Annotated in this window: 22 protein-coding genes and 1 tRNA gene; 13 read left to right on the top strand and 10 right to left on the bottom strand. The window is 72.7% G+C overall.

Annotation, left to right across the window (positions count from 1 at the left end):
• Positions 1–41: 41 nt before the first annotated feature.
• The gene (locus tag IF02_RS32815) at positions 42–2,225 is read left to right on the top strand and encodes a helix-hairpin-helix domain-containing protein (protein WP_051696677.1); all 2,184 of its coding nucleotides are present in this window, start codon (positions 42–44) and stop codon (positions 2,223–2,225) included.
• Between the two features lie 78 nt (positions 2,226–2,303).
• Here IF02_RS32815 and IF02_RS0131490 read toward each other — a convergent pair whose 3' ends face one another.
• Complete coding sequence (locus IF02_RS0131490) at positions 2,304–2,993, bottom strand: hypothetical protein (RefSeq protein ID WP_037837500.1); 690 nt, start codon at positions 2,991–2,993, stop codon at positions 2,304–2,306.
• A 47-nt stretch (positions 2,994–3,040) separates the two neighbouring features.
• Here IF02_RS0131490 and IF02_RS0131485 point away from each other — a divergent pair, with 47 nt between their 5' ends.
• On the top strand, positions 3,041–3,229 hold the full coding sequence (locus IF02_RS0131485; protein WP_030163089.1) for a DUF5703 family protein: 189 nt from the start codon (positions 3,041–3,043) through the stop codon (positions 3,227–3,229).
• A gap of 71 nt (positions 3,230–3,300) precedes the next feature.
• Here IF02_RS0131485 and IF02_RS36160 read toward each other — a convergent pair whose 3' ends face one another.
• The 3 genes from IF02_RS36160 to IF02_RS0131470 form a co-directional block, all read right to left on the bottom strand.
• Positions 3,301–4,140, bottom strand: coding sequence for a chaplin (locus IF02_RS36160; RefSeq protein WP_051696676.1), 840 nt, complete (start codon positions 4,138–4,140; stop codon positions 3,301–3,303).
• A 97-nt stretch (positions 4,141–4,237) separates the two neighbouring features.
• A complete protein-coding gene (gene chpH / locus IF02_RS0131475) occupies positions 4,238–4,471 on the bottom strand; it encodes a chaplin ChpH (RefSeq protein WP_030163084.1) in 234 nt (77 codons plus the stop codon).
• Positions 4,472–4,601: 130 nt separating this feature from the next.
• Positions 4,602–5,927 (bottom strand): M20/M25/M40 family metallo-hydrolase, encoded by a 1,326-nt coding sequence (locus IF02_RS0131470; protein WP_030163082.1) that lies wholly within the window; start codon positions 5,925–5,927, stop codon positions 4,602–4,604.
• Between the two features lie 168 nt (positions 5,928–6,095).
• On the opposite strand from IF02_RS0131470, the gene IF02_RS0131465 reads away from it, so the two are divergent.
• Positions 6,096–6,180, top strand: a tRNA-Leu gene (locus IF02_RS0131465).
• Between the two features lie 72 nt (positions 6,181–6,252).
• The gene (locus tag IF02_RS0131460; RefSeq protein ID WP_030163080.1) at positions 6,253–6,612 is read left to right on the top strand and encodes a zinc ribbon domain-containing protein YjdM; all 360 of its coding nucleotides are present in this window, start codon (positions 6,253–6,255) and stop codon (positions 6,610–6,612) included.
• Between the two features lie 78 nt (positions 6,613–6,690).
• Here IF02_RS0131460 and IF02_RS0131455 read toward each other — a convergent pair whose 3' ends face one another.
• The 4 genes from IF02_RS0131455 to IF02_RS0131440 all read right to left on the bottom strand — a co-directional run bounded on the left by IF02_RS0131455 (position 6,691) and on the right by IF02_RS0131440 (position 12,908).
• A complete protein-coding gene (locus tag IF02_RS0131455) occupies positions 6,691–8,127 on the bottom strand; it encodes an amino acid permease (RefSeq protein WP_030163079.1) in 1,437 nt (478 codons plus the stop codon).
• Positions 8,128–8,359: 232 nt separating this feature from the next.
• On the bottom strand, positions 8,360–9,904 hold the full coding sequence (locus tag IF02_RS0131450) for an APC family permease (RefSeq protein WP_030163077.1): 1,545 nt from the start codon (positions 9,902–9,904) through the stop codon (positions 8,360–8,362).
• 97 nt (positions 9,905–10,001) lie between these two features.
• Positions 10,002–10,949, bottom strand: coding sequence for a hypothetical protein (locus tag IF02_RS0131445; RefSeq protein ID WP_030163075.1), 948 nt, complete (start codon positions 10,947–10,949; stop codon positions 10,002–10,004).
• Between the two features lie 303 nt (positions 10,950–11,252).
• A complete protein-coding gene (locus IF02_RS0131440; RefSeq protein ID WP_030163073.1) occupies positions 11,253–12,908 on the bottom strand; it encodes an FAD-binding dehydrogenase in 1,656 nt (551 codons plus the stop codon).
• A 76-nt stretch (positions 12,909–12,984) separates the two neighbouring features.
• Here IF02_RS0131440 and IF02_RS0131435 point away from each other — a divergent pair, with 76 nt between their 5' ends.
• The 9 genes from IF02_RS0131435 to IF02_RS0131395 all read left to right on the top strand — a co-directional run bounded on the left by IF02_RS0131435 (position 12,985) and on the right by IF02_RS0131395 (position 19,834).
• The gene (locus IF02_RS0131435) at positions 12,985–13,515 is read left to right on the top strand and encodes an NUDIX hydrolase (RefSeq protein WP_030163070.1); all 531 of its coding nucleotides are present in this window, start codon (positions 12,985–12,987) and stop codon (positions 13,513–13,515) included.
• A gap of 9 nt (positions 13,516–13,524) precedes the next feature.
• Complete coding sequence (locus IF02_RS0131430; RefSeq protein WP_030163067.1) at positions 13,525–13,923, top strand: YidH family protein; 399 nt, start codon at positions 13,525–13,527, stop codon at positions 13,921–13,923.
• Entirely contained in the window at positions 13,920–14,240 is a 321-nt protein-coding gene (locus tag IF02_RS0131425; protein ID WP_030163065.1) for a DUF202 domain-containing protein, read from the top strand. Before IF02_RS0131430 ends, IF02_RS0131425 begins: the two co-directional genes overlap by 4 nt.
• 83 nt (positions 14,241–14,323) lie before the next feature.
• Positions 14,324–14,623 carry a hypothetical protein gene (locus IF02_RS0131420; RefSeq protein WP_030163063.1) on the top strand — a complete coding sequence of 100 codons (300 nt, stop codon included), beginning with the start codon at positions 14,324–14,326 and terminating at the stop codon, positions 14,621–14,623.
• Between the two features lie 129 nt (positions 14,624–14,752).
• Positions 14,753–15,664: an MBL fold metallo-hydrolase gene (locus tag IF02_RS0131415; RefSeq protein WP_030163062.1), complete on the top strand. Its 912-nt coding sequence runs from the start codon at positions 14,753–14,755 to the stop codon at positions 15,662–15,664.
• Positions 15,665–15,852: 188 nt separating this feature from the next.
• On the top strand, positions 15,853–16,923 hold the full coding sequence (locus IF02_RS0131410) for a phosphotransferase family protein (RefSeq protein WP_051696675.1): 1,071 nt from the start codon (positions 15,853–15,855) through the stop codon (positions 16,921–16,923).
• A gap of 9 nt (positions 16,924–16,932) precedes the next feature.
• The gene (locus IF02_RS0131405) at positions 16,933–18,162 is read left to right on the top strand and encodes an acyl-CoA dehydrogenase family protein (RefSeq protein ID WP_030163057.1); all 1,230 of its coding nucleotides are present in this window, start codon (positions 16,933–16,935) and stop codon (positions 18,160–18,162) included.
• 189 nt (positions 18,163–18,351) lie between these two features.
• Positions 18,352–19,551 (top strand): S8 family peptidase, encoded by a 1,200-nt coding sequence (locus IF02_RS0131400; protein ID WP_030163055.1) that lies wholly within the window; start codon positions 18,352–18,354, stop codon positions 19,549–19,551.
• Between the two features lie 25 nt (positions 19,552–19,576).
• Positions 19,577–19,834, top strand: a complete 258-nt coding sequence (locus tag IF02_RS0131395; RefSeq protein ID WP_030163053.1) for a hypothetical protein — start codon at positions 19,577–19,579, stop codon at positions 19,832–19,834.
• 20 nt (positions 19,835–19,854) lie between these two features.
• Here IF02_RS0131395 and IF02_RS0131390 read toward each other — a convergent pair whose 3' ends face one another.
• Positions 19,855–20,460, bottom strand: a complete 606-nt coding sequence (locus IF02_RS0131390; RefSeq protein WP_030163051.1) for a TetR/AcrR family transcriptional regulator — start codon at positions 20,458–20,460, stop codon at positions 19,855–19,857.
• 77 nt (positions 20,461–20,537) lie between these two features.
• The coding region (locus tag IF02_RS0131385; protein WP_051696674.1) for a class I adenylate-forming enzyme family protein at positions 20,538–21,734 on the bottom strand (1,197 nt) is incomplete at its 5' end.

Genomic DNA, 21,734 nt, shown 5'->3' with positions numbered 1-21,734 from the left:
GGGGGCCGGGGGCGGAGCCCCCGGTTTCGGGAAGGGGCGGGGTGGGGGAAAGCCCCGCAGGGACGGACACCGCCGCCCGGCCCACCCACTCCGATGCGACCGCACCCGGCGCTTCGGAGGACGCCGGTGACACGGCGCAGGAGCCGGCGGCCGAGGCCGCACACGACGCACCCGACGGGCCGGAGGCCGAGGACGGCACAGCGCAGGACCCGGCGGCGGAAACCGCAGACGACGCGCCCGAGGGCGAGGACGGCACCGCGCAGGGGGCTGCGGAGCCGGGGGCCGCGCAGCCGGCGGTCAGTGAGGCCGCCGCCGAGCTGGCCGCGCAGAAGGTGGAGCGGGAGCGGATCGCCCGCCGGAAGGCGGAGCGGCAGGGGCCCGTCGACGCCGGAGCCAAGCTCAGCGGGAAGGCCGCCGACCTGCTGGCCGCCGTACGGGCCGTGGAGAGCGGGGAGAAGCCCTCCCCGGTGTACTTCGACGAGGCCCCCACCGCCCCCCGCAGGGCCCCGGAGGCGCCCGCGGCCCCCCGCCCCGTGCGGCCCGCCGCCCAGGCCCCGGCCCCGACCGCCGCCGGCATCGACGGCGTGCGCGCCGTACTCGCCCGCGGCGGCGCGCCCGAGGCGCTGGCCGTCGCGGCCGCCACCGCCCTCGGCGAGGACGCCGCCGAGCGGCTCGCCCACGACCCCTGGCGGCTCCTCGCCGTCGCCGGCGTCCGCCCCACCCAGGCCGACGGCTTCGCCCGGGCCCTCCTCGGCCCCGACGCCGGTCCCGGCGACGAGCGGCGTGCCGCCGCGCTCGTGGGCTGGCTGCTGGAGCAGGCCGCGCTCAAGGGGCACACCGCCCTGGAGGCCCCCGCCCTCGAAGCCGCCCTGGCCCAGTACGGCGTCCCGGACCCCGCCGAGTCCCTGGAGCAGGCCATCGGCGAGGGCACCGTCCTCGTGTTCCAGGAGCCGCTCGGCCCGCCCGCCGCCGAAGGCGAGGAGCAGCCCGTCCGCGTGCTCGTCGGCCTGGAGGGCTACGCGCTGGCCGAGGAGAGCCTGGCCGACGGCCTGGCCCGGCTGGCCAACACCTTCACCGACCCGGCGGACTGGGAGAAGGCCGCCACCGGCCCCGGCGCCGAGCTGATCCGCGCCGTCTCCGGCCACGGCCTGGTCACCCACACCGGCGGCGAGGCCGCCCGCGCCGAACCGCTGGCCCTGCTGGCGGCCGCCCGCGACCAGGGCCTGCGCGTCTGCCTGGCCGCGCACACCCCGGCGCACGGCGCCGTCACCGTAGCGGACCTGCTCTCCGGCGCCGCCGGGCCCGGCCGGGACGCCGACGGGCAGTTCGCCGTGGACCTGCTCGTGGTCCTCGACGCCCCGCAGCTGGACGTGGAGACCGCGGCCGCGCTCGTCGAGTCCCTCCCCGACGGGGCCCGCCTGGTGCTCTCCGGGGACCCCGGCGTCCTCGGATCGGCCGGTCCCGGCCGGGTGTTCGGCGATGTACTGGCGGCCCGCTCCTGCCCGCAGCTGGTCTCCCGCACCCCCGACCCGGGCCCGATCGGCGAGCTCGTCTCGGGCATCGGCGTCGGCGAGCTGAACCAGGTCGACGCCCCCGGCAAGGAGGTCGTCATCGTCCCGGTGCGCGATGCCGGGGAGGCCGTCCACCGCGCCGTGCAGCTGGTGGCCGAGTCCGTACCGCGGGCCTTCGGGATCCCGGCGGACGCGGTCCAGGTCATCACCCCGGGCCACGGCGGCCCGGCGGGCACGAGGGCGCTGAACGCAGCCCTCAAGGAGCGGCTGAACCCCGGCCCCGGCCGGTTCGGCGGCTTCGACCCCGGCGACCGCGTCGTGCACGTGCCCTCGCCCGGGCGGGCCGTACCGGCCCGGGTCGTGTCGGCCGACGCGCAGGGGCTCCACCTGGACGCCGGCGGCGCGCGGATCGTCGTACCGAAGGAGCAGGTGGAGTCGCAGGTGCGGCACGGCTGGGCGGTGACGGCGCACCAGGCCGTCGGCGCGCGCTGGCCGGCCGCGGTCGTCGTGCTGCCCGGAGACGCGGCGCAGGCCCTGTCCCGGGACTGGGTGTACACGGCGTTCGGGCGGGCGGAGCGCCACCTGTCCGTGGTGCACGGCGTCGACCAGGCGCTGCCGCGCGCGGTCGCCGAGGTACTGCCGAAGCCGCGTACGACCCGGCTGACGGGCCTGCTGCGGGCCCTCGTGGCGGCGGCGCAGGACCAGCCGGAGTGACGCCGCGGTGATCCGCACGCACTGCGGCCCCCGCCCCTTCGGGGACGGGGGCCGCGGTGTCGCTCGTGCGGACCGGGATCAGGCCGGGGTCAGGCCGGGCCGCGCCGCCCGGCCGTCCGCGGCCTCTTCTTCTTCCTCGTCCTCGTCCTCGTCCTCGTCGAAATCGTCGGCCTCCTCGTCGAAGACGGAGCTGACGTCGAAGCGGTGCAGTACGTCCTGCGGATCGGTGTGCCCGAAGGGCGAGCCCAGCCACTCCCCCGGTTCCGCCACCTCCTCGGAGGCCGCGATCCAGAGCGTGGAGTCGCCTTCCTCCAGGCCGAACTCCTTGTAGCGGGAGGCGATCTCGTCGGGCTCGTACTCCCCGAAGAGCACGCCCAGCGCGCCCGCGGTACCGCCGTCGAAGGCGAGCTCGGCTTCCCGGTCGTGCGCGGCGACGCGCTCGGCCTGGGCGATCAGCCGCGGCGGTTCGACGACGGCGTAGTCACGGCGGATGAGCACGCTGAAGGCGGCCGGCTCGGCGGGTCCGGTGTACGGGACACCGTCCTCGGGCGTGGGGATCTCGAACGGGGTGACCTCGTCGTACCGGTCGTAGAGGAGCTCGTCGTACTCCTCGGCGGCGGCGGCGAGTTCGTTGAAGGCGGCGTAGACGGCCGGGTCCTCGTCCCCGATCCTGCTCTCGACCGCGGCGAGGTGGCGGTCGAGTGCGGCCTTGACCGCCTCGGCGGCGGCGCGTACCTCGGCAACACTGGGCAGAGCGGCATCAGACATAGTGCAGACGCTATCCGTAGCAGGGCTCTGCCCGCACAATAGATGCGATGCCGGAATACGAATTTGTCGACGTGTACGTGCCCCGCGGTGTGCCCCGCAAGGAGGCGACCCGCCTGCTCACCGACCATGCCGAGTACGGGAACTGGGAACTCGACCGCCTCACCCTGCTTCGGGACGGCAGTCGTCGGGTACGGCTGCGCCGGAGGATCATCCGTCAGGTCCGCGCCACCTGGTGACACGGGACGGGTGTCGCAGGACGGATGACGCGGGCCCCTGATCGGGGCCCGCGCCGTACGGCCTCCGCCCGTCAGGCCGCGCTGCGGGCGCGCCGGTAGAGCACGGCTCCGGCCAGCAGCGTGCCGGCGGCGAGCGGAAGGCCCACTCCGAGGACGTCTCCCGCACCGGTGGCGGCGAGCCCGGCCTGTTGGGCCGGCGCGATCCCCTGGCCGGGGTGGGTGACGGGAGTGACACCGCCCGTGCCGGGCCCGGTGGGCGCACCGGGAAGCCCAGGCGTAGCCGGAGTACCGGGAGTTCCCGGCTGACCGGGGTTGCCGGGCTGGCCGGGCGTGCCCGGGTTGCCGGGCTGGCCGGGGTTGCCGGGCGTACCCGGAGTGCCGGGCTGGCCGGGCGTGCCGGGGTTGCCCGGGGTGCCGGGGTTGCCGGGCTGACCCGGAGTCCCCGGGTGGCCGGGGTGGCCCGGAGTCCCCGGGTGGCCGGGCGTGCCCGGGTTGCCGGGGTACCCGGGGTGGCCCGGGTGCTGCGGTTCGTCCTCGTCGCACGGCTCGTCCGGCTCCTCGGGCCCGCCCGGGTGGCCGGGGTTGCCCGGGTGACCGGGAGTGCCCGGGTGACCGGGAGTGCCGGGGTTGCCCGGGTGACCGGGGTGGTTCGGCGTGGCCGAGTCGTTGGAACACCGGTTCCCGAAGGCCGGGTTGAGCAGCCCCACCACCGAGACGGTGTTGCCGCAGACGTTCACCGGAGCATCCACGGGTACGTGGTCGGAGTTCCCGGACGCCACGCCCGGAGAGTTCACGGCATGGCCGGACGTGCCGGAGTCCGCGTGTGCGTAACCCCCACCCAGCGCGAGCACACCCCCCGCCGCCGCCATGGTGATCAGGGTCTTCCTGGTGACCGCTGCCTGTCGTCGCATTGTGTTTGTCCCCCTGCGTGTAAGAACCGCCGGGCCTTGAAAGCCCGGCGGCCCCGGAGCGCTGAAATGCGCTCCGGGGCCCAAGACTTCAGACGCGTCAGGCGTTGACGCAGGTGTTGCCGAAAGCCGGGTTCAGCAGGCCGATCACGTTGACCGTGTTACCGCAGACGTTCACGGGAACGTGGACGGGGACCTGGACGACGTTGCCGGACAGGACGCCCGGGGAGCCGATGGCCGCACCCTGCGCACCCGCGTCGGCGGCGGCGATGCCCGCACCCGCGAGAACCAGACCACCGGTGGCAGCCGCAGCGGCGACAACCTTCTTAAGCATGAGTTCCTCCTAGTTGGCAATGCGGTCCCAGCCGCGGACCGCACCACCTGTAACGAGGAGGCATCACCAGGGCTACGAGCGTATGAGTGCATTCACTCTTCCCAGTGAGAAACGCACACCTTCCCGATTCTCAGCAGTTGTCGATGAATCGGTCCAGCACGCGCACGCCGAACTTCAGCCCGTCGACCGGCACCCGCTCGTCCACTCCGTGGAACATCCCGGCGAAGTCCAGCTCCGGCGGCAGCTGGAGCGGCGCGAAGCCGAAGCAGCGGATGCCGAGGTCGTCGAAGGACTTCGCGTCCGTGCCGCCGGAGAGCATGTAGGGGACCGCGCGCGCGATCGGGTCCTCGGCCCTGAGGGCGCCCTGCATGGCGTCGACGAGCTTCCCGTCGAAATCCGTCTCCAGGGCCTTGTCCCCGTGCACATCCTCGCGCTTCACGCGCGGCCCGAGGATCCGGTCGAGGTCGGCGAAGAACTCGTCCTCGTAGCCGGGCAGGAAGCGGCCGTCGACGTGCGCGGTGGCCTGGCCGGGGATGACGTTGACCTTGTAGCCGGCGCCGAGCATGGTCGGGGCGGCCGAGTTCCGCAGGGTCGCGCCGACCATCTTGGCGATGCCGCCGAGCTTGGCCAGGGTCGCGTCCATGTCGTCCGGGTCGAGCGGCGTGCCGAGCGCGTCCGAGAGCTCGTCCAGGAAGCTCCGTACGGTCTTGGTGACCCTCACCGGCCACTGGTGGCGGCCGAGCCGGCCGACGGCCTCGCACAGCTCCGTGATGGCGTTGTCGTTGTTCGTCATCGAGCCGTGGCCCGCGGTGCCCTCCACCGTGAGCCGCATCCAGTGCATGCCCTTCTGGGCGGTCTCCACCAGGTACAGCCGCAGGTTCTCGTTGACGGTGAACGAGAAGCCGCCGACCTCGCCGATCGCCTCGGTGACCCCGTCGAAGAGCCCGGGGTGCTTGTCCACGAGGTGCCGGGCGCCGAACACGCCGCCCGCCTCCTCGTCGGCGAGGAAGGCCAGCACGATGTCCCGCGGGGGCTTGCGGCCGCTGCGCAGCCGGTCGCGTACGACGGCCAGCGTCATCGCGTCCATGTCCTTCATGTCGACGGCGCCGCGGCCCCACACGCAGCCGTCGGCGATCTCGCCCGAGAACGGGTCGTGCGTCCAGTCGGCGGCGTTGGCCGGGACCACGTCGGTGTGCCCGTGGATCAGCAGCGCCGGCCGCGACGGGTCCTCCCCCTCGATGCGCGCGACGGTCGAGGCGCGCCCCTTGTGGGACTCGAAGATCTGCGGCTCCAGCCCGACCTCCGCGAGCTTCTCCGCGACCCACTCGGCCGCCTTGCGCTCCCCGGGACCGCAGTGGTCCCCGTAGTTGCTGGTGTCGATCCGGATGAGGTCCCGGCAGAGGTCGACGACCTCGTCCTCGCCCGAGACGGTCCTGCCCGCGCTCGACTCGCTCACGCTGCTTCCTCCCACTGATCGGTACCGACTGCCTCCCATCCTCCCGCTTCGCCCGGCTCTCCCCAAGGGCGATCCTCGGCCGCCGGGGGGTGTGATCGAGGACCCCGGAATGTTTGGTAATGTTTTCCACGTCGGAACGGCCCGCGAGGGACGCGAGACAGACACCTTGTCCGGGTGGCGGAATGGCAGACGCGCTAGCTTGAGGTGCTAGTGCCCTTTATCGGGCGTGGGGGTTCAAGTCCCCCCTCGGACACAGAGCGAGAACCCCACTTCGGTGGGGTTTTCGGCGTTTCGGGGGCTTTCCGCGTCGGGCTACCCTGAAGGCGTGATCGAGAACCTGCCGCCCTGCCCGAAATGCTCCTGCGAGTACACCTACGAGATGAACGCCCTCGTGGTGTGCCCCGAGTGCGGCCACGAATGGGTTCCCGCCGAGGGCGGTGCCCAGGCCGGGGAGGGTTCCGGGGAGAAGGTCGTCAAGGACGCGGTGGGCAATGTGCTCAGCGACGGCGACAGCGTGACCGTGGTCAAGGCGCTCAAGGTCAAGGGCAGCCCGTCCGGGATCAAGGCGGGCACGAAGGTGCGCAACATCCGGCTCATCGACGGCGTGGACGGCCACGACATCGACTGCAGGATCGAGGGCTTCGGTGCCATGCAGCTGAAGTCCAGCGTGGTCAAGAAGGCCTGATCCACGGCCTCACGGCAACGAGAAGGACCCCGCCCGAGGGCGGGGTCCTTCTTCGTTCGGTACGCGGCCGGGGTGCCGTCAGCGGTTCGCGGCGATCTCCGCCACGCGGCCGCGGACCAGGAACCAGCCGCCGACGAGCGCGGCCCCGATGACGGGGACGCACAGGACGGTGGTGCGGCCGACGCCGCCGTCGCACCACATCAGGACCAGCACGGCGACCAGGAACACCAGCGTGACGATCTGCGTGTACGGGGCCCAGGGCAGGCGGTAGGACGGGCGCTCCAGGCTGCCCTGCTGCGCGCGGCGCCAGAAGAAGAGCGAGCAGATCATGACCATGCCCCAGGTGCCGAGGATGCCCAGCGAGGCGAAGTTCAGGACGAGCTCGAAGGCGTCCTTCGGCATCAGGTAGTTCAGGCCGACGCCGGCGAGGCCGAAGGCGGCGGTGAAGAGCACGCCGCCGTAGGGGACCTTGCCCTTGTTCATGCGGGCGGTGAACTTCGGCGCGGAGCCGGACATGGCCATCGAGCGCAGGATGCGGCCGGTGGAGTAGAGCCCGGAGTTCAGGCTGGAGAGCGCCGCGGTCAGGACGACCAGGTTCATGACGCCGGCGGCGCCGGGGATGCCCAGCTTGTCGAAGACGGTGACGAAGGGGCTCTGGTCGGAGGAGTACGAGGTGTACGGGAGCAGCAGCGCGAGCAGGATCACCGAGCCGACGTAGAAGAGGCCCACGCGCCACATGATCGAGTTGATCGCCTTCGGCATGATCTTCTCGGGGTTCTCGGTCTCGCCCGCGGCGACTCCGCACAGCTCGACGGAGGCGTACGCGAAGACGACGCCCTGGAGCAGCAGGAGCATCGGGAGCATGCCGGACGGGAAGATGCCGCCGTTGTCGGTGATCGAGGAGAGGCCCGGGGTGTGGCCGCCGATGTCGTGGCTGGTGGCGACGAGGTAGATGCCGACGAGCAGGAAGATGCCCAGGGCGGCGACCTTGACGAGGGAGAACCAGAACTCCATCTCGCCGAAGTACTTCACCGAGATCAGGTTCGCGGTGAGGACCACGGCGAGGGCGATCAGGGCCAGGATCCACTGGGGGACGCTGGTGAACATGGACCAGAAGTGGGCGTAGGTCGCGGCGGCGGTGATGTCGGCCACGGTGGTCGTGGACCAGTTCAGGAAGTACAGCCAGCCGGCCGTGTAGGCGCCCTTCTCCCCCATGAACTCGCGCGCGTAGGAGACGAACGCGCCGGAGGAGGGCCGGTAGAGCACCAGCTCGCCGAGGGCGCGGACGACGAAGAAGGCGAAGATGCCGCACACCGCGTAGGCGATCGCGAGAGAGGGGCCCGCGTTGGCGAGCCGGCCGCCGGCGCCGAGGAACAGGCCGGTGCCTATCGCCCCGCCGATCGCGATCATGTTGATGTGGCGGGACTTGAGGTCCTTGCTGTAGCCCTCGTCACCGGCGTCGACGTGGCGGGAGGACGCCGGGGCGGGGGCCTCGGTCAAGGTGCGGTCACTCATGTAGGACTTCGCCTTCGTGGGTGGGACGGCAGGCCCGGACCGCCGTGCAGGGGAGCTGGGTGGTGTCACCTGTGCGGGGTTCCGGTGGTTTTTGTCGCCCCAGGAGACCATGAGCCCCTGCCATGGCCAAAACCCGGGCTCCCCACGCGGAAGCCCCCGGCGACCATGGAAACGGGCGCCGGGGGCTTCGTACGAGCTGGAAAGCGAGGCGGAGCGGGGTATTCGCGGGGGGTCAGTCGCGGGGGCCGGCCTCCGCCGCCTGGTCGAGGCGGAAGGCCTCGTTCCCGAGGCCGATGCGGGCGTGCACCTCGGGGCGGCGGCTGCGCAGCACCGCGCCGTACAGCAGCCCGCCCACGATGGCGGCGCCGATGATCCCGGGCAGGACCCAGCTGAGCGCGGAGCCCTTCTCGGCGCCGACCAGGACGTCGAAGTCCTTCACCGTGTAGACGGCGATGGCGAGCAGGGCGATCCCGGCGGCGCCGGCCGCGACGAGCCGCCAGACCTGGGCGCCGGCGGTGCCGCGGCGGACGAAGAAGGCGATGACGGCGAAGGAGGCGGCCGCCATGAGGAGGGTCACGCCGAGGGCGCCGACGTTGCCCATCCAGGTGAACAGGTGCAGGACGGGGGTGGTGGGGTCCCCGGCCGGCTTGTCGTCGGTGAGGGCGAAGGCGAGGACGACGAGGGTGGAGACGACGGTCTGGAGGAGCGAGCCGGTGGCGGGGGCGCCGGTGCCCGCGCTGGTCCGGCCGAAGGCGGCCGGGAGCAGCCCCTCGCGGCCCATGGCGAAGGCGTAGCGGGCCACCACGTTGTGGAAGCTGAGCATGGCGGCGAACATGCCGGTCACGAAGAGGACGTGCAGGACGTCGGTGAAGGTGGTGCCCAGGCGGCTCTCGGTGAGCTGGAAGAGCAGGCCGGGGCCGGCTTCCGCGGAGGTCTTGGCGATCTCGGAGGGACCGGTGGCCACGGTGAGGGCCCAGGCGCTGAACGCGAAGAAGAGGGCGACGAAGCCGACGGCCAGGAACATCACGCGGGAGACGACGATGTGGGGCTTGCTGGTCTCCTCGGCGTAGACCGGGGACTGCTCGAAGCCGACGAAGGCGGCGATGCAGAAGCACAGGGCCGTGCCGAGGCCGGGTCCGCTCAGGGTCTCGGGGTTGAAGGCCTGGAGCGAGATGCCCTCGGCGCCGGGCTTGCCGAGCGCCGCGACGTCGAAGACGACGACGAGGACGACCTCGATGAGGAGGAGGACGCCGAGGACCTTGGCGTTGAGGTCGATCTTGAGCCAGCCGAGCGCGCCGGTGACGGCGACGGCCGCCAGGGCCGGTATCCACCAGGCGAGGTCGGTGTGGAGGTACGTGCCGAACAGGCCGGAGATCTCGAAGCCGAGGATGCCGTAGACACCGACCTGCATGGCGCTGTACGCGACGAGGGCGACGAGCGAGGCGCCGGCGCCCGCGGTGGGGCCGAGGCCGCGGGCGATGTACGCGTAGAAGGCGCCGGCGTTGTGGACGTGCCGGCTCATCTCGGCGTAGCCGATGCTGAAGAGCGCGAGCACGACGCCGAGGATCACGAACAGCAGGGGCTGGCCGACGATGCCCATGACGCCGAAGGTGGTGGGCATCACGCCGGCGACCACCATCAGGGGCGCGCTGGCGGCGAGTACGGAGAGCAGCAGGCCGGCGGTGCCGAGGCGGTCGGCGCGCAGGGCGCGGTCCTGGCCCTTGTAGGTGCGGATCTCGGGCGCGGTGCTGAGCGTGGTGGATCTGCCCGTCGCCATGGCGGGGTGTCCTTTCGGGGAAGGTCGGGGGTGGGTCGTACGGAGCGGAGGTGCTGTACGGGGGTGCGGAGCGGGGGTGCTGTGCGGCCCCGCCGCGTCAGGCCGTGCCGAGCGCGGCGCTGCGGGCGGCGAGGAAGGCCTTGTGCGGGTCGAGGTCGGGATAGGACCAGGGGGCGGGCGTGGCGTGGCTGCCGATGCGGTGGAAGAGGGCGGCGGCCTCGGCCGGGCGGCCCTCGCAGAGCTTGGCGTGGGCCAGGAAGTTGAGGTCGACCCGGTTGCGGGGGTGGTCCTCGCGCTCCCACTCCAGCCACCAGTCGAAGGCGGAGCGCAGGACCTGGCGGGCGCGGCGGCTCGACCAGTGGGCGGCGGCCCCGTCGGGGGTGCGGCCCTGGGTGGCGGCGAGCACCCGGTAGCGCTCGGCGTGGGCGATGACCGGGAGGACGGCGAGCGGGGAGTCGGCCGGGGACTCCTCGGCGGCCCAGGCGGCGAAGTCGTAGACCTCGTGGAGCGGGTCGTGGCCGGAGGCGGGGGTGTGTTCGGCCAGCTTGGCGACCATCAGGTGGTGGGCGTGGTGGTGCTCGCGGTGGCGGGCCCGGACCTGGTCGAAGTGGCGGCTGAACTCCTCCTCGCTGCCGAAGGCCCGGGTGAGCATGAGCAGCCCCAGCCAGGGGGTGGGGTCGGCCGGGAGCAGGGCGGCGGCCCGGCGGCAGGCCTCGTCGGCGGCCTCGGGGGTGCCCTTGCGGCGCAGGGCGGTGAAGACGGCGGCGCAGGCGAGGAGGGTGGCGGCGTCGGGGCTCTCGGGTTCGGCGAGGAGCCATTCGCGGGCCCAGGCGGTGGCGGCCGGGGTCTCGGCGAGGACGACGAGGCGGTGGCCGCGGCGGTCCCAGTCGTCGCCGGTGGCGACCAGGAGCGAGCGGGCCTTGGCCCACCGGCCCTGGGTGAACTGGGCGCGTACGTCGACCAGTTCGGTGTCGCACAGCGCCGGATCGAAGAGCTGGGCGTCCCGCTTGCGGGCGCGGCCGAGGGGCGGCGGAGGCGGGGACATCCGCGGGATTCCCTCCAGAACACGGGCGCGGGCGGACGGTTTGGCTGGATGATCACGCACAGCAAAGCGGTACGCACAGCTCCGCGTCAAGGTCCAGTCCACTGCGTGGCGCGTTTCAACTGGTGCAGATGTGGGGACAGTTGGCGCGTTTCCACTCGTTCGCGGCCGCTGCGGCGGGCGAAGCGCCCGGCGACCCGGAGCCCACGGTGGCCGACGACGCGCTGGTCGTCGCGGAACGCTTCCGGGTCGTCGGGCGCCCGCCTCGACCGCGGCCGGGGACGGCCTGGCCCACCGCCTCGGCCGCTAGCCCACCGCCTTGGCCGCGGCGCGGCCCGCCGCGCGGCCCGAGAAGATGCAGCCGCCGAGGAAGGTGCCCTCCAGGGCGCGGTAGCCGTGGACCCCGCCGCCGCCGAAGCCGGCCGCCTCGCCCGCCGCGTACAGGCCGGGCAGCGGTTCGCCCGACCCGGTGAGGACCCGGGAGGACAGGTCGGTCTCCAGGCCGCCCAGGGACTTGCGGGTCAGGACGGACAGCCGTACGGCGATCAGCGGGCCCGCCTTCGGGTCGAGGATCCGGTGCGGGGCGGCGGTGCGGATCAGCTTGTCGCCGAGGTACTTGCGGGCTCCGTGGATGGCCGTCACCTGGAGGTCCTTGGTGAAGGGGTTGGCGATCTCCCGGTCCCGGGCCACGACCTCCCGGCGGACGGTCTCCTCGTCGAGCAGGTCCTCCTTGGTGACCGCGTTCATGCCGCGCACCAGCGAGGCGAGGTCGCGTTCGACGACGAAGTCCGCGCCGCGGTCCATGAAGGCCTTCACCGGCCCCGGTACGGCTTGGCGCGCCCGGTCGATGACGTCGCGGACCGACTTGCCGGTCAGGTCCGGGTTCTGCTCGGAGCCCGAGAGGCCGAACTCCTTGCCGATGATGCGCTGGTTGAGGACGAACCAGGTGTGGTCGTGGCCGGTCTTCATGATGTGGTCGAGGGTGCCGAGGGTGTCGAACCCGGGGAAGAGCGGTACGGGCAGCCGCTTGCCGGTGGCGTCCAGCCAGAGCGAGGACGGGCCGGGCAGGATGCGGATGCCGTGCCCGGCCCAGATCGGGTCCCAGTTCTCGATGCCCTCGGTGTAGTGCCACATCCGGTCCTTGTTGATGTGGCTGGCCCCGGCCTCCTCCGCGATGCCGAGCATCAGGCCGTCCACGTGCGCCGGGACCCCGGAGAGCAGCCGCTGCGGCGGGGTGCCGAGCCGGGCCGGCCACTGCTTGCGTACGAGGTCGTGGTTGCCGCCGATGCCGCCGCTGGTCACGATCACCGCCTGGGCCCGGAGGGAGAAGGCCCCGGTGCTCCCGCGGCCGCTCGCGGTGCCCCGTACGGCGTCGGAGGGCTCCAGGACCTCGCCCGTCACGGTGTCCAGGGCGCCGGCGGTCCGGGCGAGCCCCGTGACCCGGTGGCGGAAGCGGAGCTGGACCAGGCCGCGGGCCACCCCGGCGCGGACCCGCCGCTCGAAGGGGGCGACGAGGCCCGGCCCGGTGCCCCAGGTGATGTGGAAGCGGGGGACGGAGTTGCCGTGGCCGTTGGCGTCGTAGCCACCGCGTTCGGCCCAGCCGACCACCGGGAAGAAGCGGACGCCCTGGGCGTGCAGCCAGGGCCGCTTCTCACCGGCCGCGAAGTCGACGTACGCCTCGGCCCAGCGGCGCGGCCAGGCGTCTTCCTCGCGGTCGAAACCGGCGGTGCCGTGCCAGTCCTGGAGGGCGAGCTCGCGGTTGTCCTTGATCCGCATCCGCCGCTGTTCGGGCGAGTCGACGAAGAACAGCCCGCCGAAGGACCAGTGCGCCTGGCCGCCGATCGACTGCTCGGGCTCCTGGTCGAGCAGGATGACCTTGCGGCCCGCGTCGACGAGCTCGGCGGTGGCCGCGAGGCCGGCGAGCCCCGCCCCGATCACGATCACGTCTGCGTCGTACGTCATTGCGAACCCGTCCTCCGGTCGGTGGTGGGGCAGATCCTTGGCTACGGAGCGGTAACCAGTCAACAGCGGTGGTTGGATGAGCCTCGTGAGTGCTGCTGATGAAGTGCTGGACGTGGTGGACCGGGACGACCGGGTGACCGGGCGGGCGCCGCGGGGCGAGGTGTACGCGGGCGGGCTGCTCCACCGGTGCGTGTTCGTACAGGCCAGGGACGCGCTGGGGCGGATCTTCGTGCACCGGCGGACGGCGTCGAAGCTGGTCTTCCCGTCCGCCTACGACATGTTCGTGGGCGGGGTGGTGGGCGCCGGCGAGAGCTACGCCGGGGCCGCGCTGCGGGAGGCCGAGGAGGAGCTGGGCGTGGCGGGGCTGGCGCAGCCGGTGCCGCTGTTCAAGTTCCTGTACGAGGGGCCGGGCGGGGCCTGGTGGTCGTACGTGCACGAGGTGCGCTGCGAGCTGCCGGTGCGGCCGCAGGAGTCGGAGGTGGCCTGGCACGCGTGGCTCTCCGAGGAGGAACTGGCGGCGCGGGTCGCGGACGGGGAGTGGGAGTGGGTGCCGGACGGGCTGGAGGCGTACCGGCGACTGCGCGCGCACCGGGGGTCCCGCCAGTAGATTGACCAGGTGATCGACTTCGTCAAGGACGTGCGCCTCTGGTTCGCGCCGCAGCGGGTGAGGGACGAGGGCGAGACCCCCGACTACCGGTTCTCGCTGGCCAACGAGCGGACCTTCCTGGCCTGGATCCGGACCGCCCTCGCCCTGGTGGGCGGCGGGTTCGCGGTGGACCAGTTCCTGCCGGACCTGCGCTGGGGGGTGCGGGTCGGGATGTCCCTCGCGCTGCTCGCGGTGGGCGCCGCGTGTGCGCTGCGGGCGGTGAACCACTGGGTGCGGTGCGAGCGGGCGATGCGGCGGGGCGAGGACCTGCCGATCTCCCGGTTCCCGGTGGTGCTGAGCCTGGGCGTGGGGCTGGTCGCGGTGTCGATGATGCTGGTGGTGCTGCTGGGCTGGACAAGCGGGCGGTGAAGGCCTCCGGTGGGGCGGGCCGCGACGCGGGGCTGCAGCCCGAGCGGACCCGGCTCGCGTGGCGGCGTACGACGCTGGCGTGCTCGGTGACGGCGGTGCTGGCGCTGCGGACGGCGCTGCGCGGGTCGGGCTCGCCGGTGGAGGTGGTCGGGGCCGCGCTGATCGCGCTGATCTGGCTGGCGTTCCTGGGGGTCGCGCACCGCCGGGTGCGGCAGCTGGCGGCGGCCCGGCCGCCGGGGCTCGCTCCGCGGTCGGCGCTGGCGGCGGTGGCGTGCACGGTGGCGCTGTCGGTGTTCGCGGTGGCGGTCATCCTCTGAGCTGCCGATCGGATGATCCTGCTTATGCGTGCCGCTCGGGACACAACAGGCGATAAGGGATGTTCCGCACTAGCCTCGGCGCCATGACGACCATGCACCGGGAACACTCCACGCACGCGCACACCCACGGCCCCGACTGCGGCCACACCGAGGTGTCCCACGGGGACCACGTCGACTACGCGCACGACGGCCATCTGCACCGCGAGCACGCGGGGCACTGGGACGAGTGCGAGCCCGCGGGGCACGCCGCCCACGAGGGCCACGAGGGCCACGCCCACGGGCCGGCCTGCGGGCACGAGGCCGTGCAGCACGGAGACCACGTGGACTACGTGCACGACGGGCACCGGCACGCCGAGCACGACGGCCACTACGACGACCACTGACCGTGGCCGGAGGCACCACCGGCCGGCCGGGTGACCGACCCGCCGACCGGCCGGCCCCCGCCCTCCCCCGGCGCCGCCGCGACTGGCAGGATGCTGACCGCTTGTCAGAGCGACCCGGGGAGAGCATTCATGACCGCTGAAGAGCCGTACCTCGTCCAGCCCGCGACCGGGGTGTACGCGTACGTCCAGCCGGACGGCGGCTGGTGCCTGAACAACGCCGGCTTCGTGACCGACGGCGGCCGGACCCTGCTCATCGACACCGCGGCCACCGAGCGGCGGGCCCTGGCCCTGCGCGAGGCGGTCGTGGCGGCCGGGGTGCCGCTGCCGCGCACGGTGGTCAACACCCACCACCACGGCGACCACACGTACGGCAACGCCGTCTTCGCCCCCGAGGCGCTGATCCTCGGGCACGACAACGCGCGCACCGAGCAGATCGCGGCCGGGCACCAGCTGGAGCTGATCTGGCCCACCACCGACTTCGGCTCGGTCGAGATCACCGCGCCGGACCTCACGTACAACGACCGGACGACCCTCCACCTCGGCGAGACGGAGGTCCAGGTCATCCACCCGGGCGTCGCGCACACCACCGGGGACTCGATCGTGTTCCTGCCGCGGCAGCGGATCGTCTTCACCGGCGACCTGGTCTTCGCCGAGGGCACGCCGTTCCTGGCGATGGGCTCGCTGACCGGTTCGCTGCGGGCGCTGGAGCTGCTGCGCTCGCTGGGCGCGGAGACCGTCGTACCGGGCCACGGGCCGCTGACGGACCCGTCCGCGTACGAGGCCACCGAGCGCTATCTGCGGTACGTGGCCGAGCTGGCCCGCGAGGGCACGGCCAAGGGGCTGACCCCGCTGGAGGCGGCGCGGCAGGCCGATCTCGGCGAGTTCGCGGCCTGGCGGGAGAGCGAGCGGCTGGTGGCGAACCTGCACCGGGCGTACGCGGAGCTGGCCGGGGAACCGGAGGGGGCTCCGCTGAACATACTGGCGGTGCTCCAGGACATGACCGTGATGAACGGCGGGACGCCGATCCTCTGTCACGCGTGAGCCGGCGGTGCGGGCCGGGGGATCCCCTCCGGCCCGCATTCGTTTGCCCGTGCCCGTTCGCCCGTGTCCGTTCGGCCGCACTCGTTTGCCCGTACTCGTCCGGCCCGCGCACTGGACGACATACCGACTGGTCGGCATGATGTCACTCGTCCGTCCCGTCTCGTTCACTCCGTACGGAGGTGCGCACCATGACCTCAGCGTCAGAGTCCGCTTCGGCCGGCCCCCGGGGCCTCGACCTGGAGCGGCTGCGCGGCCATCTCGCCCGGGCGCGGCCCGGGCTCGTGGCCGGGGCGCTGCGCGGCCGGCTGATCGAAGGAGGCCGGTCGAACCTCACGTACGAGATCACCGACGGGACCGGCCGCTGGGTGGTGCGACGTCCGCCGCTCGGCCATGTCCTGGCCACGGCGCACGACATGAAGCGCGAGCACCGGGTCATCCGGGCGCTGCACGGCACGGCCGTGCCGGTGCCCGAGCCGGTGCTCCTGTGCGAGGACGAGTCGGTCCTCGGGGCGCCGTTCTACGTGATGGAGTACGTGGACGGGGTCCCGTACCGGACGGCCGACCAGCTCGCGGAGCTCGGCCCCGAGCGCACCCGGCGGGCGGTGCTGGGCCTGGTGGACACCCTGGTCGAGCTGCACGCGGTGGATCCGGAGGCGGTGGGCCTGGGCGACTTCGGCCGGCCCGAGGGCTTCCTCGACCGCCAGCTGCGGCGCTGGGGCAAGCAGCTCGACGCCTCGCGGGGGCGCGAGCTCGCGGGCATCGACGAGCTGCACGCCGCGCTCGGCCGCTCCCTGCCCGACTCCCCCGCCCCGACCGTGGTGCACGGGGACTTCCGGCTGGACAACGTGCTGATCGGCGGTCCGGACGACACGATCCGGGCAGTGCTGGACTGGGAGATGTCCACGCTCGGCGATCCGCTGACCGACCTCGGGCTGCTGGTGATGTACAGCTCGGACCTGGGGCTGGCGGATTCGCCGGTCAGCACGACGAGCGGCGCGCCCGGCCACCCGGCGCCGGCCGAGCTGATCGAGCGGTACGCCGCCCGCTCCGGCCGGGACACCGGCGCGATCGCCTGGTACACCGCCTTCGCCTGGTTCAAGCTCGCGGTGATCCTCGAGGGCATCCACTACCGCTACACGCTCGGGCAGACGGTGGGCGCGGGCTTCGACCGGATCGGCGATCTGGTCCCGGTCTTCATCGAGCACGGCCTGACCACGCTCCAAGCCCCCCGTACGTTCCGGAACGGCCAGGAAGGCTGAGACACACCCATGGACTTCGCATTCGACGCACGGACCGAGGAACTCCGCGAGCGGCTCCTCGCGTTCATGGACGAGTACGTGTACCCGGCGGAACCCGTCGCCGCCGAGCAGCGCGCGCGGCTGGCCTCGCCCTGGGACACCCCGGCCGTCTTCGGTGAACTGAAGGCCGAGGCGCGCCGTCAGGGCCTGTGGAACCTCTTCTTGCCGGATGCCGGGTACGGCGCCGGGCTGACCAACCTCCAGTACGCCCCGCTCGCCGAGATCACCGGCCGCAGCCCGCACCTGGCGCCGATGGCGACCAACTGCGCGGCCCCGGACACCGGGAACATGGAGCTGCTCGCGCAGTTCGGCAGCGAGGAGCAGAAGAAGCAGTGGCTGGAGCCGCTGCTGGCCGGCGAGATCCGGTCCGCCTTCGCGATGACCGAGCCGGAGGTGGCCTCCTCGGACGCGACGAACATCGAGACCCGGATCGAGCGTTCGGCGGACGGGTCCGAGTACGTGGTCACCGGCCGCAAGTGGTTCATCTCCGGGGCCATGAACCCGGACTGCAAGATCTTCATCGTGATGGGCAAGACCGACCCGGAAGGCGCCGATCCGCGCCGCCAGCAGTCGATGATCCTGGTCCCCCGCGACACCCCGGGTGTCGAGGTGCGCCGCGCGATGACCGTGTACGGGTACGAGGACCACGACCACGGCGGCCACGCCGAGGTGGTCTTCGACGGGGCCCGGGTGCCGGCCGCGAACCTGATCGGCGAGGAGGGCACCGGCTTCGCGATCGCCCAGGCCCGGCTCGGCCCGGGCCGGATCCACCACTGCATGCGGCTGATCGGCATGGCGGAGCGGGCCATCGAGCTGATGTGCCGGCGCGCGGTGGGCCGTACGGCCTTCGGCAAGGAGCTGGCCGCGCAGGGAGTCGTACAGAACTGGATCGCGGACGCCCGGGTCACGGTGGAGCAGCTGCGCCTGCTGGTGCTGAAGACCGCCTGGCTGATGGACACGGCCGGCAACCGGGGCGCGCACACCGAGATCCAGGCCATCAAGATCGCGACCCCGCGGGCGGTGGTGCGGATCCTGGACGACGCGGTGCAGCTGCACGGCGCGGGCGGGGTGAGCCAGGACTTCCCGCTGGCCGAACTGTGGGCGGCGGCACGGACGTTGCGGCTCGCGGACGGGCCGGACGAGGTGCACCAGCGCTCGCTGGCGCACCGGGAGCTGAAGAAGTACGCGGGCCGCTCGTGAACGTGTAGGAATCGTGCAGGAGTTCGCGCGAACCCATGTGCGACGTGAAGGCGGTGCGGGGGGCCTTTTAAGAAACCTTGTTGAACAACCCCGAACCGCCGGTACGTTCTTGATTTGCGCCTGTCAATCGGAACAGGGTTCTCCAGAACGTTTGACGCCCCACACGTCAGCAAGAGGAGAACTCTCCAGATGGCAACTCACAAGCGCTCGCGCACTTTCCGGTACGCGGCGATCGGCGCGGGGGTCGCTGCCGCGGCCACTGTCGCCCTGGTCGCCAGCCCCTTAGCGGGGGCGGCGACACCGGCCGAGGGCACGGTGTACGGACTGGGCGCACCCGGTGCGATCAACGGTAGCTACGTCGTCATCCTCGACGCATCCGCGAACAAGGAACAGCTGGCCAAGAAGTACGGCGGCGAGCTCCAGCGCACGTACAGCTCCGGGGTCAACGGCTTCTCGGCCTCGGGCATGAGCGAGACCGAGGCCAAGCGGCTCGCGGCGGACCCGGCCGTCGGCAAGGTCGTGCAGAACAAGAAGTTCACCATCAAGGCCACGCAGGACAACCCGCCTTCATGGGGTCTGGACCGGATCGACCAGACGGCCAAGGCGGGCGACAAGAAGTACAACTACCCCGACAGCGCCGGCGAAGGCGTGACGGCGTACGTCATCGACACCGGGATACGCACGACCCACAAGGACTTCGGCGGTCGCGCGACGTCCGGCTTCGACGCGGTGGACAACGATGACAAGGCCGACGACGGCAACGGCCACGGCACGCACGTCGCGGGCACCATAGCCGGGACCGCGCACGGTGTCGCCAAGAAGGCGAAGCTGGTCGCCGTGCGGGTGCTGGACGACAACGGCTCCGGCACGACCGAGCAGGTGGTCGCTGGGATCGACTGGGTCACCCAGCACCACTCGGGACCCTCGGTGGCCAACATGAGCCTGGGCGGCGGCGCGGACGAGGCCCTCGACGAGGCGGTGCGCCGGGCGATCGCCTCGGGTGTCACCTTCGCGGTGGCGGCGGGCAACGAGTCGGCCGACGCCGGCCAGGGCTCGCCCTCGCGGGTCCCGGAGGCGATCACCGTGGCGTCGAGCACCATCGACGACGAGCAGTCCTCGTTCTCGAACTTCGGCTCCGTGGTGGACCTGTACGCGCCGGGCTCGGACATCACGTCCGACTGGAACGACAGCGACACCGGCACGAAGACCATCTCGGGCACCTCCATGGCCACCCCGCACGTCGTGGGAGCCGCGGCGGTCTACCTGGCCGGGCACCCGTCCGCGACCCCGGCGCAGACGGCCGCGGCGCTGACGGCCGCGGCCACGAGCGGCGCGGTGACCAACCCCTCGGCGGGCACGGCGAACAAGCTCCTGAAGGTCGCCCCGTAGCCGACGGCCCCGTACGCTCCGGGTCGTGATCCATTTCAAGGTGGCTGCAGAAGGCCCCGACCCGCTGTCCGTATGGTTCGAACCGCTCGCCTGGGAGGTGGTCCTCGATCCGGGGGACCACCTCCTCGTCGCGTGGCCGGACTACAGTCCCGGTCCGCAGCTCGCCCCGGTGTTCCGCCACGAGCCGGGATGCCTGTCGATCCTGGAGCCGAACTGGATACCGGGGAGCGAGCCGGGCTACGCGCGGGTCTGGAACTCCGCCGGCGAGGAGATCACGTACTAGGGGGGGTGTCCCTGGGGACCTCAGGGACGCAGGGCGCGCAGCAGCAGGTCGGCGAGGTGATCGGCGACCTGCTGCGGCGTGAGCGGACCGTCCGCCCGGTACCAGGTGGACAGGTGGTGGACGGACCCGAAGTGGTAGTCCACCACCAGGTCCGCGGGGGTGGCGGTGGAGAACACCCCGGTGCGCTGGCCCTCCTCGACCAGCGCCCGGAACCGCTCGTGGTAGCGCCGGCGCTCCGCCCGTACCTGCTTGAACTTCTCCGGACTGAGCTGGTGCATCGACCGGAAGAAGATCGCCGCGTCGTCGAGGTTCTCGATGGTGGTGACCACCACGTCGGCGGCCGCGGCGCGCAGCCGCTCCTCGACCGGGGCGCCGGAATCGGCCACCGCGTCGAGGCGCTGCTGCTGGCGGCGCAGCATCCGCGCGTACACCTCGTGCAGCAGGTCGTCCTTGGACCCGAAGTAGTGGTAGAGCGCGCCCTTGGTGACCCCCGCGGCCTCGACGATCTCCTGGACGGAGGTGCGGTCGTAGCCGCGCTCGGCGAAGAGCCGGGTGGCGACGGCCAGCAGCCGCTGCGGCACCGGGGTCTCGTGCGTGCCTTCGGGCTCCGTGGTCCTGGCAGCCATGGCGCTGACCTTCCCTTCCCTGTTCCCTGGTCCGTACGACCAGCTGTGCGAGCGGCTGTACGACCGTACGGCTGTTTTCAGCCTCGGTCGCGCAGTTCCCGTCGCAGGATCTTGCCACTCGTCGTCTTCGGCAGGACAGGCAGGATCTCGACTTGGCGCGGGTACTTGTACGCGGCGATGCGGGCGGCGCAGTACGCGGACAGCTCCTCGGGCCGCGCCGAGGTGCCGGGGCGCAGGCTCACGTACGCCTTCACGCTCTCGCCCCGGTACGGGTCCGGGACGCCGACCACGGCCGCCTCGCGCACGGCGGGGTGGGTGTAGAGCACGTCCTCGACCTCGCGGGGCCAGACCTTGAACCCGGAGGCGTTGATCATGTCCTTCTTGCGGTCGACGACGTAGAGCCAGCCGTCCGCGTCCATGAATCCGACGTCGCCGGTGCGCAGTTCCCCGTCCGGGAAGGCCTTGGCCGTGTCCGCCGGCAGCCCCCAGTAGCCGGGGACGACCTGGGGTCCGCGGACGGCGATCTCGCCGCTCTCGCCGAAGGGCACCTCGGCCCCTTGCTCGTCCAGGATCCGTACGAGCGTGTCGGCGCCGGGCAGGCCCACGGAGAGGGTGCCGGAGGCGGGGTCCACCGGGGCCTCGAGGTGTACGGGCACGGAGGCGCAGGGGGCGGTGCACTCGGTGAGGCCGTAGCCGTTGCGCAGGTAGAAGCCGAAGGCGGCGCGCAGGCGCTCGACGAGCGCGGGCGGGAGCGGGGCGCCGCCGGAGGAGAGCACCTGGAACGAGGCGAAGTGGTCGGCGGTGGCCTCGGGGTGGGCGGCGAGGGCCATGAAGGCGGTGGCCGGGCCGACGGCGTAGGCGGGGCGGTGCGCCAGGAAGGCGTCGAGGACGACGCCGGCGTCGAAGCGGTGGGCGAGGACGAGGGTGCCGGCGTTGGCGAAGCAGGCGCCGAGCTCGCAGACCATGCCGGTGATGTGGAAGAGGGGCGCGAGGGCGAAGTACGTGGCGCCCTCGGGGAGCGGGTGTCCGGTGACCTGCCGGACGGCGTTGTGGGTGAGCGCGCCGTGCGGGTTCATGGCGCCCTTGGGGGTGCCGCTGGTGCCGGAGGTGTAGCTGATGAGGGCGGTGTCGGCGGCGGTGAGGCCGGGGTCGGGCGGGGCGGGGTGGCCGCGGCGGGCCACGGCGGTGAGGTCGGCCGGGGCCACGGGGCCGGCGGGGGCCGGCGGGGCGGCGGACGGTTCGGCGGGGGCCGGCGGGGCGGTGGGGTCCGGTTC

This window comes from Streptomyces sp. NRRL S-244 (assembly GCF_000717915.1).
Taxonomy (GTDB): Bacteria; Actinomycetota; Actinomycetes; order Streptomycetales; family Streptomycetaceae; genus Streptomyces.
Note: the sequence above shows the minus strand (reverse complement) of the source record. Positions and strands in the feature narration are given on the sequence as shown.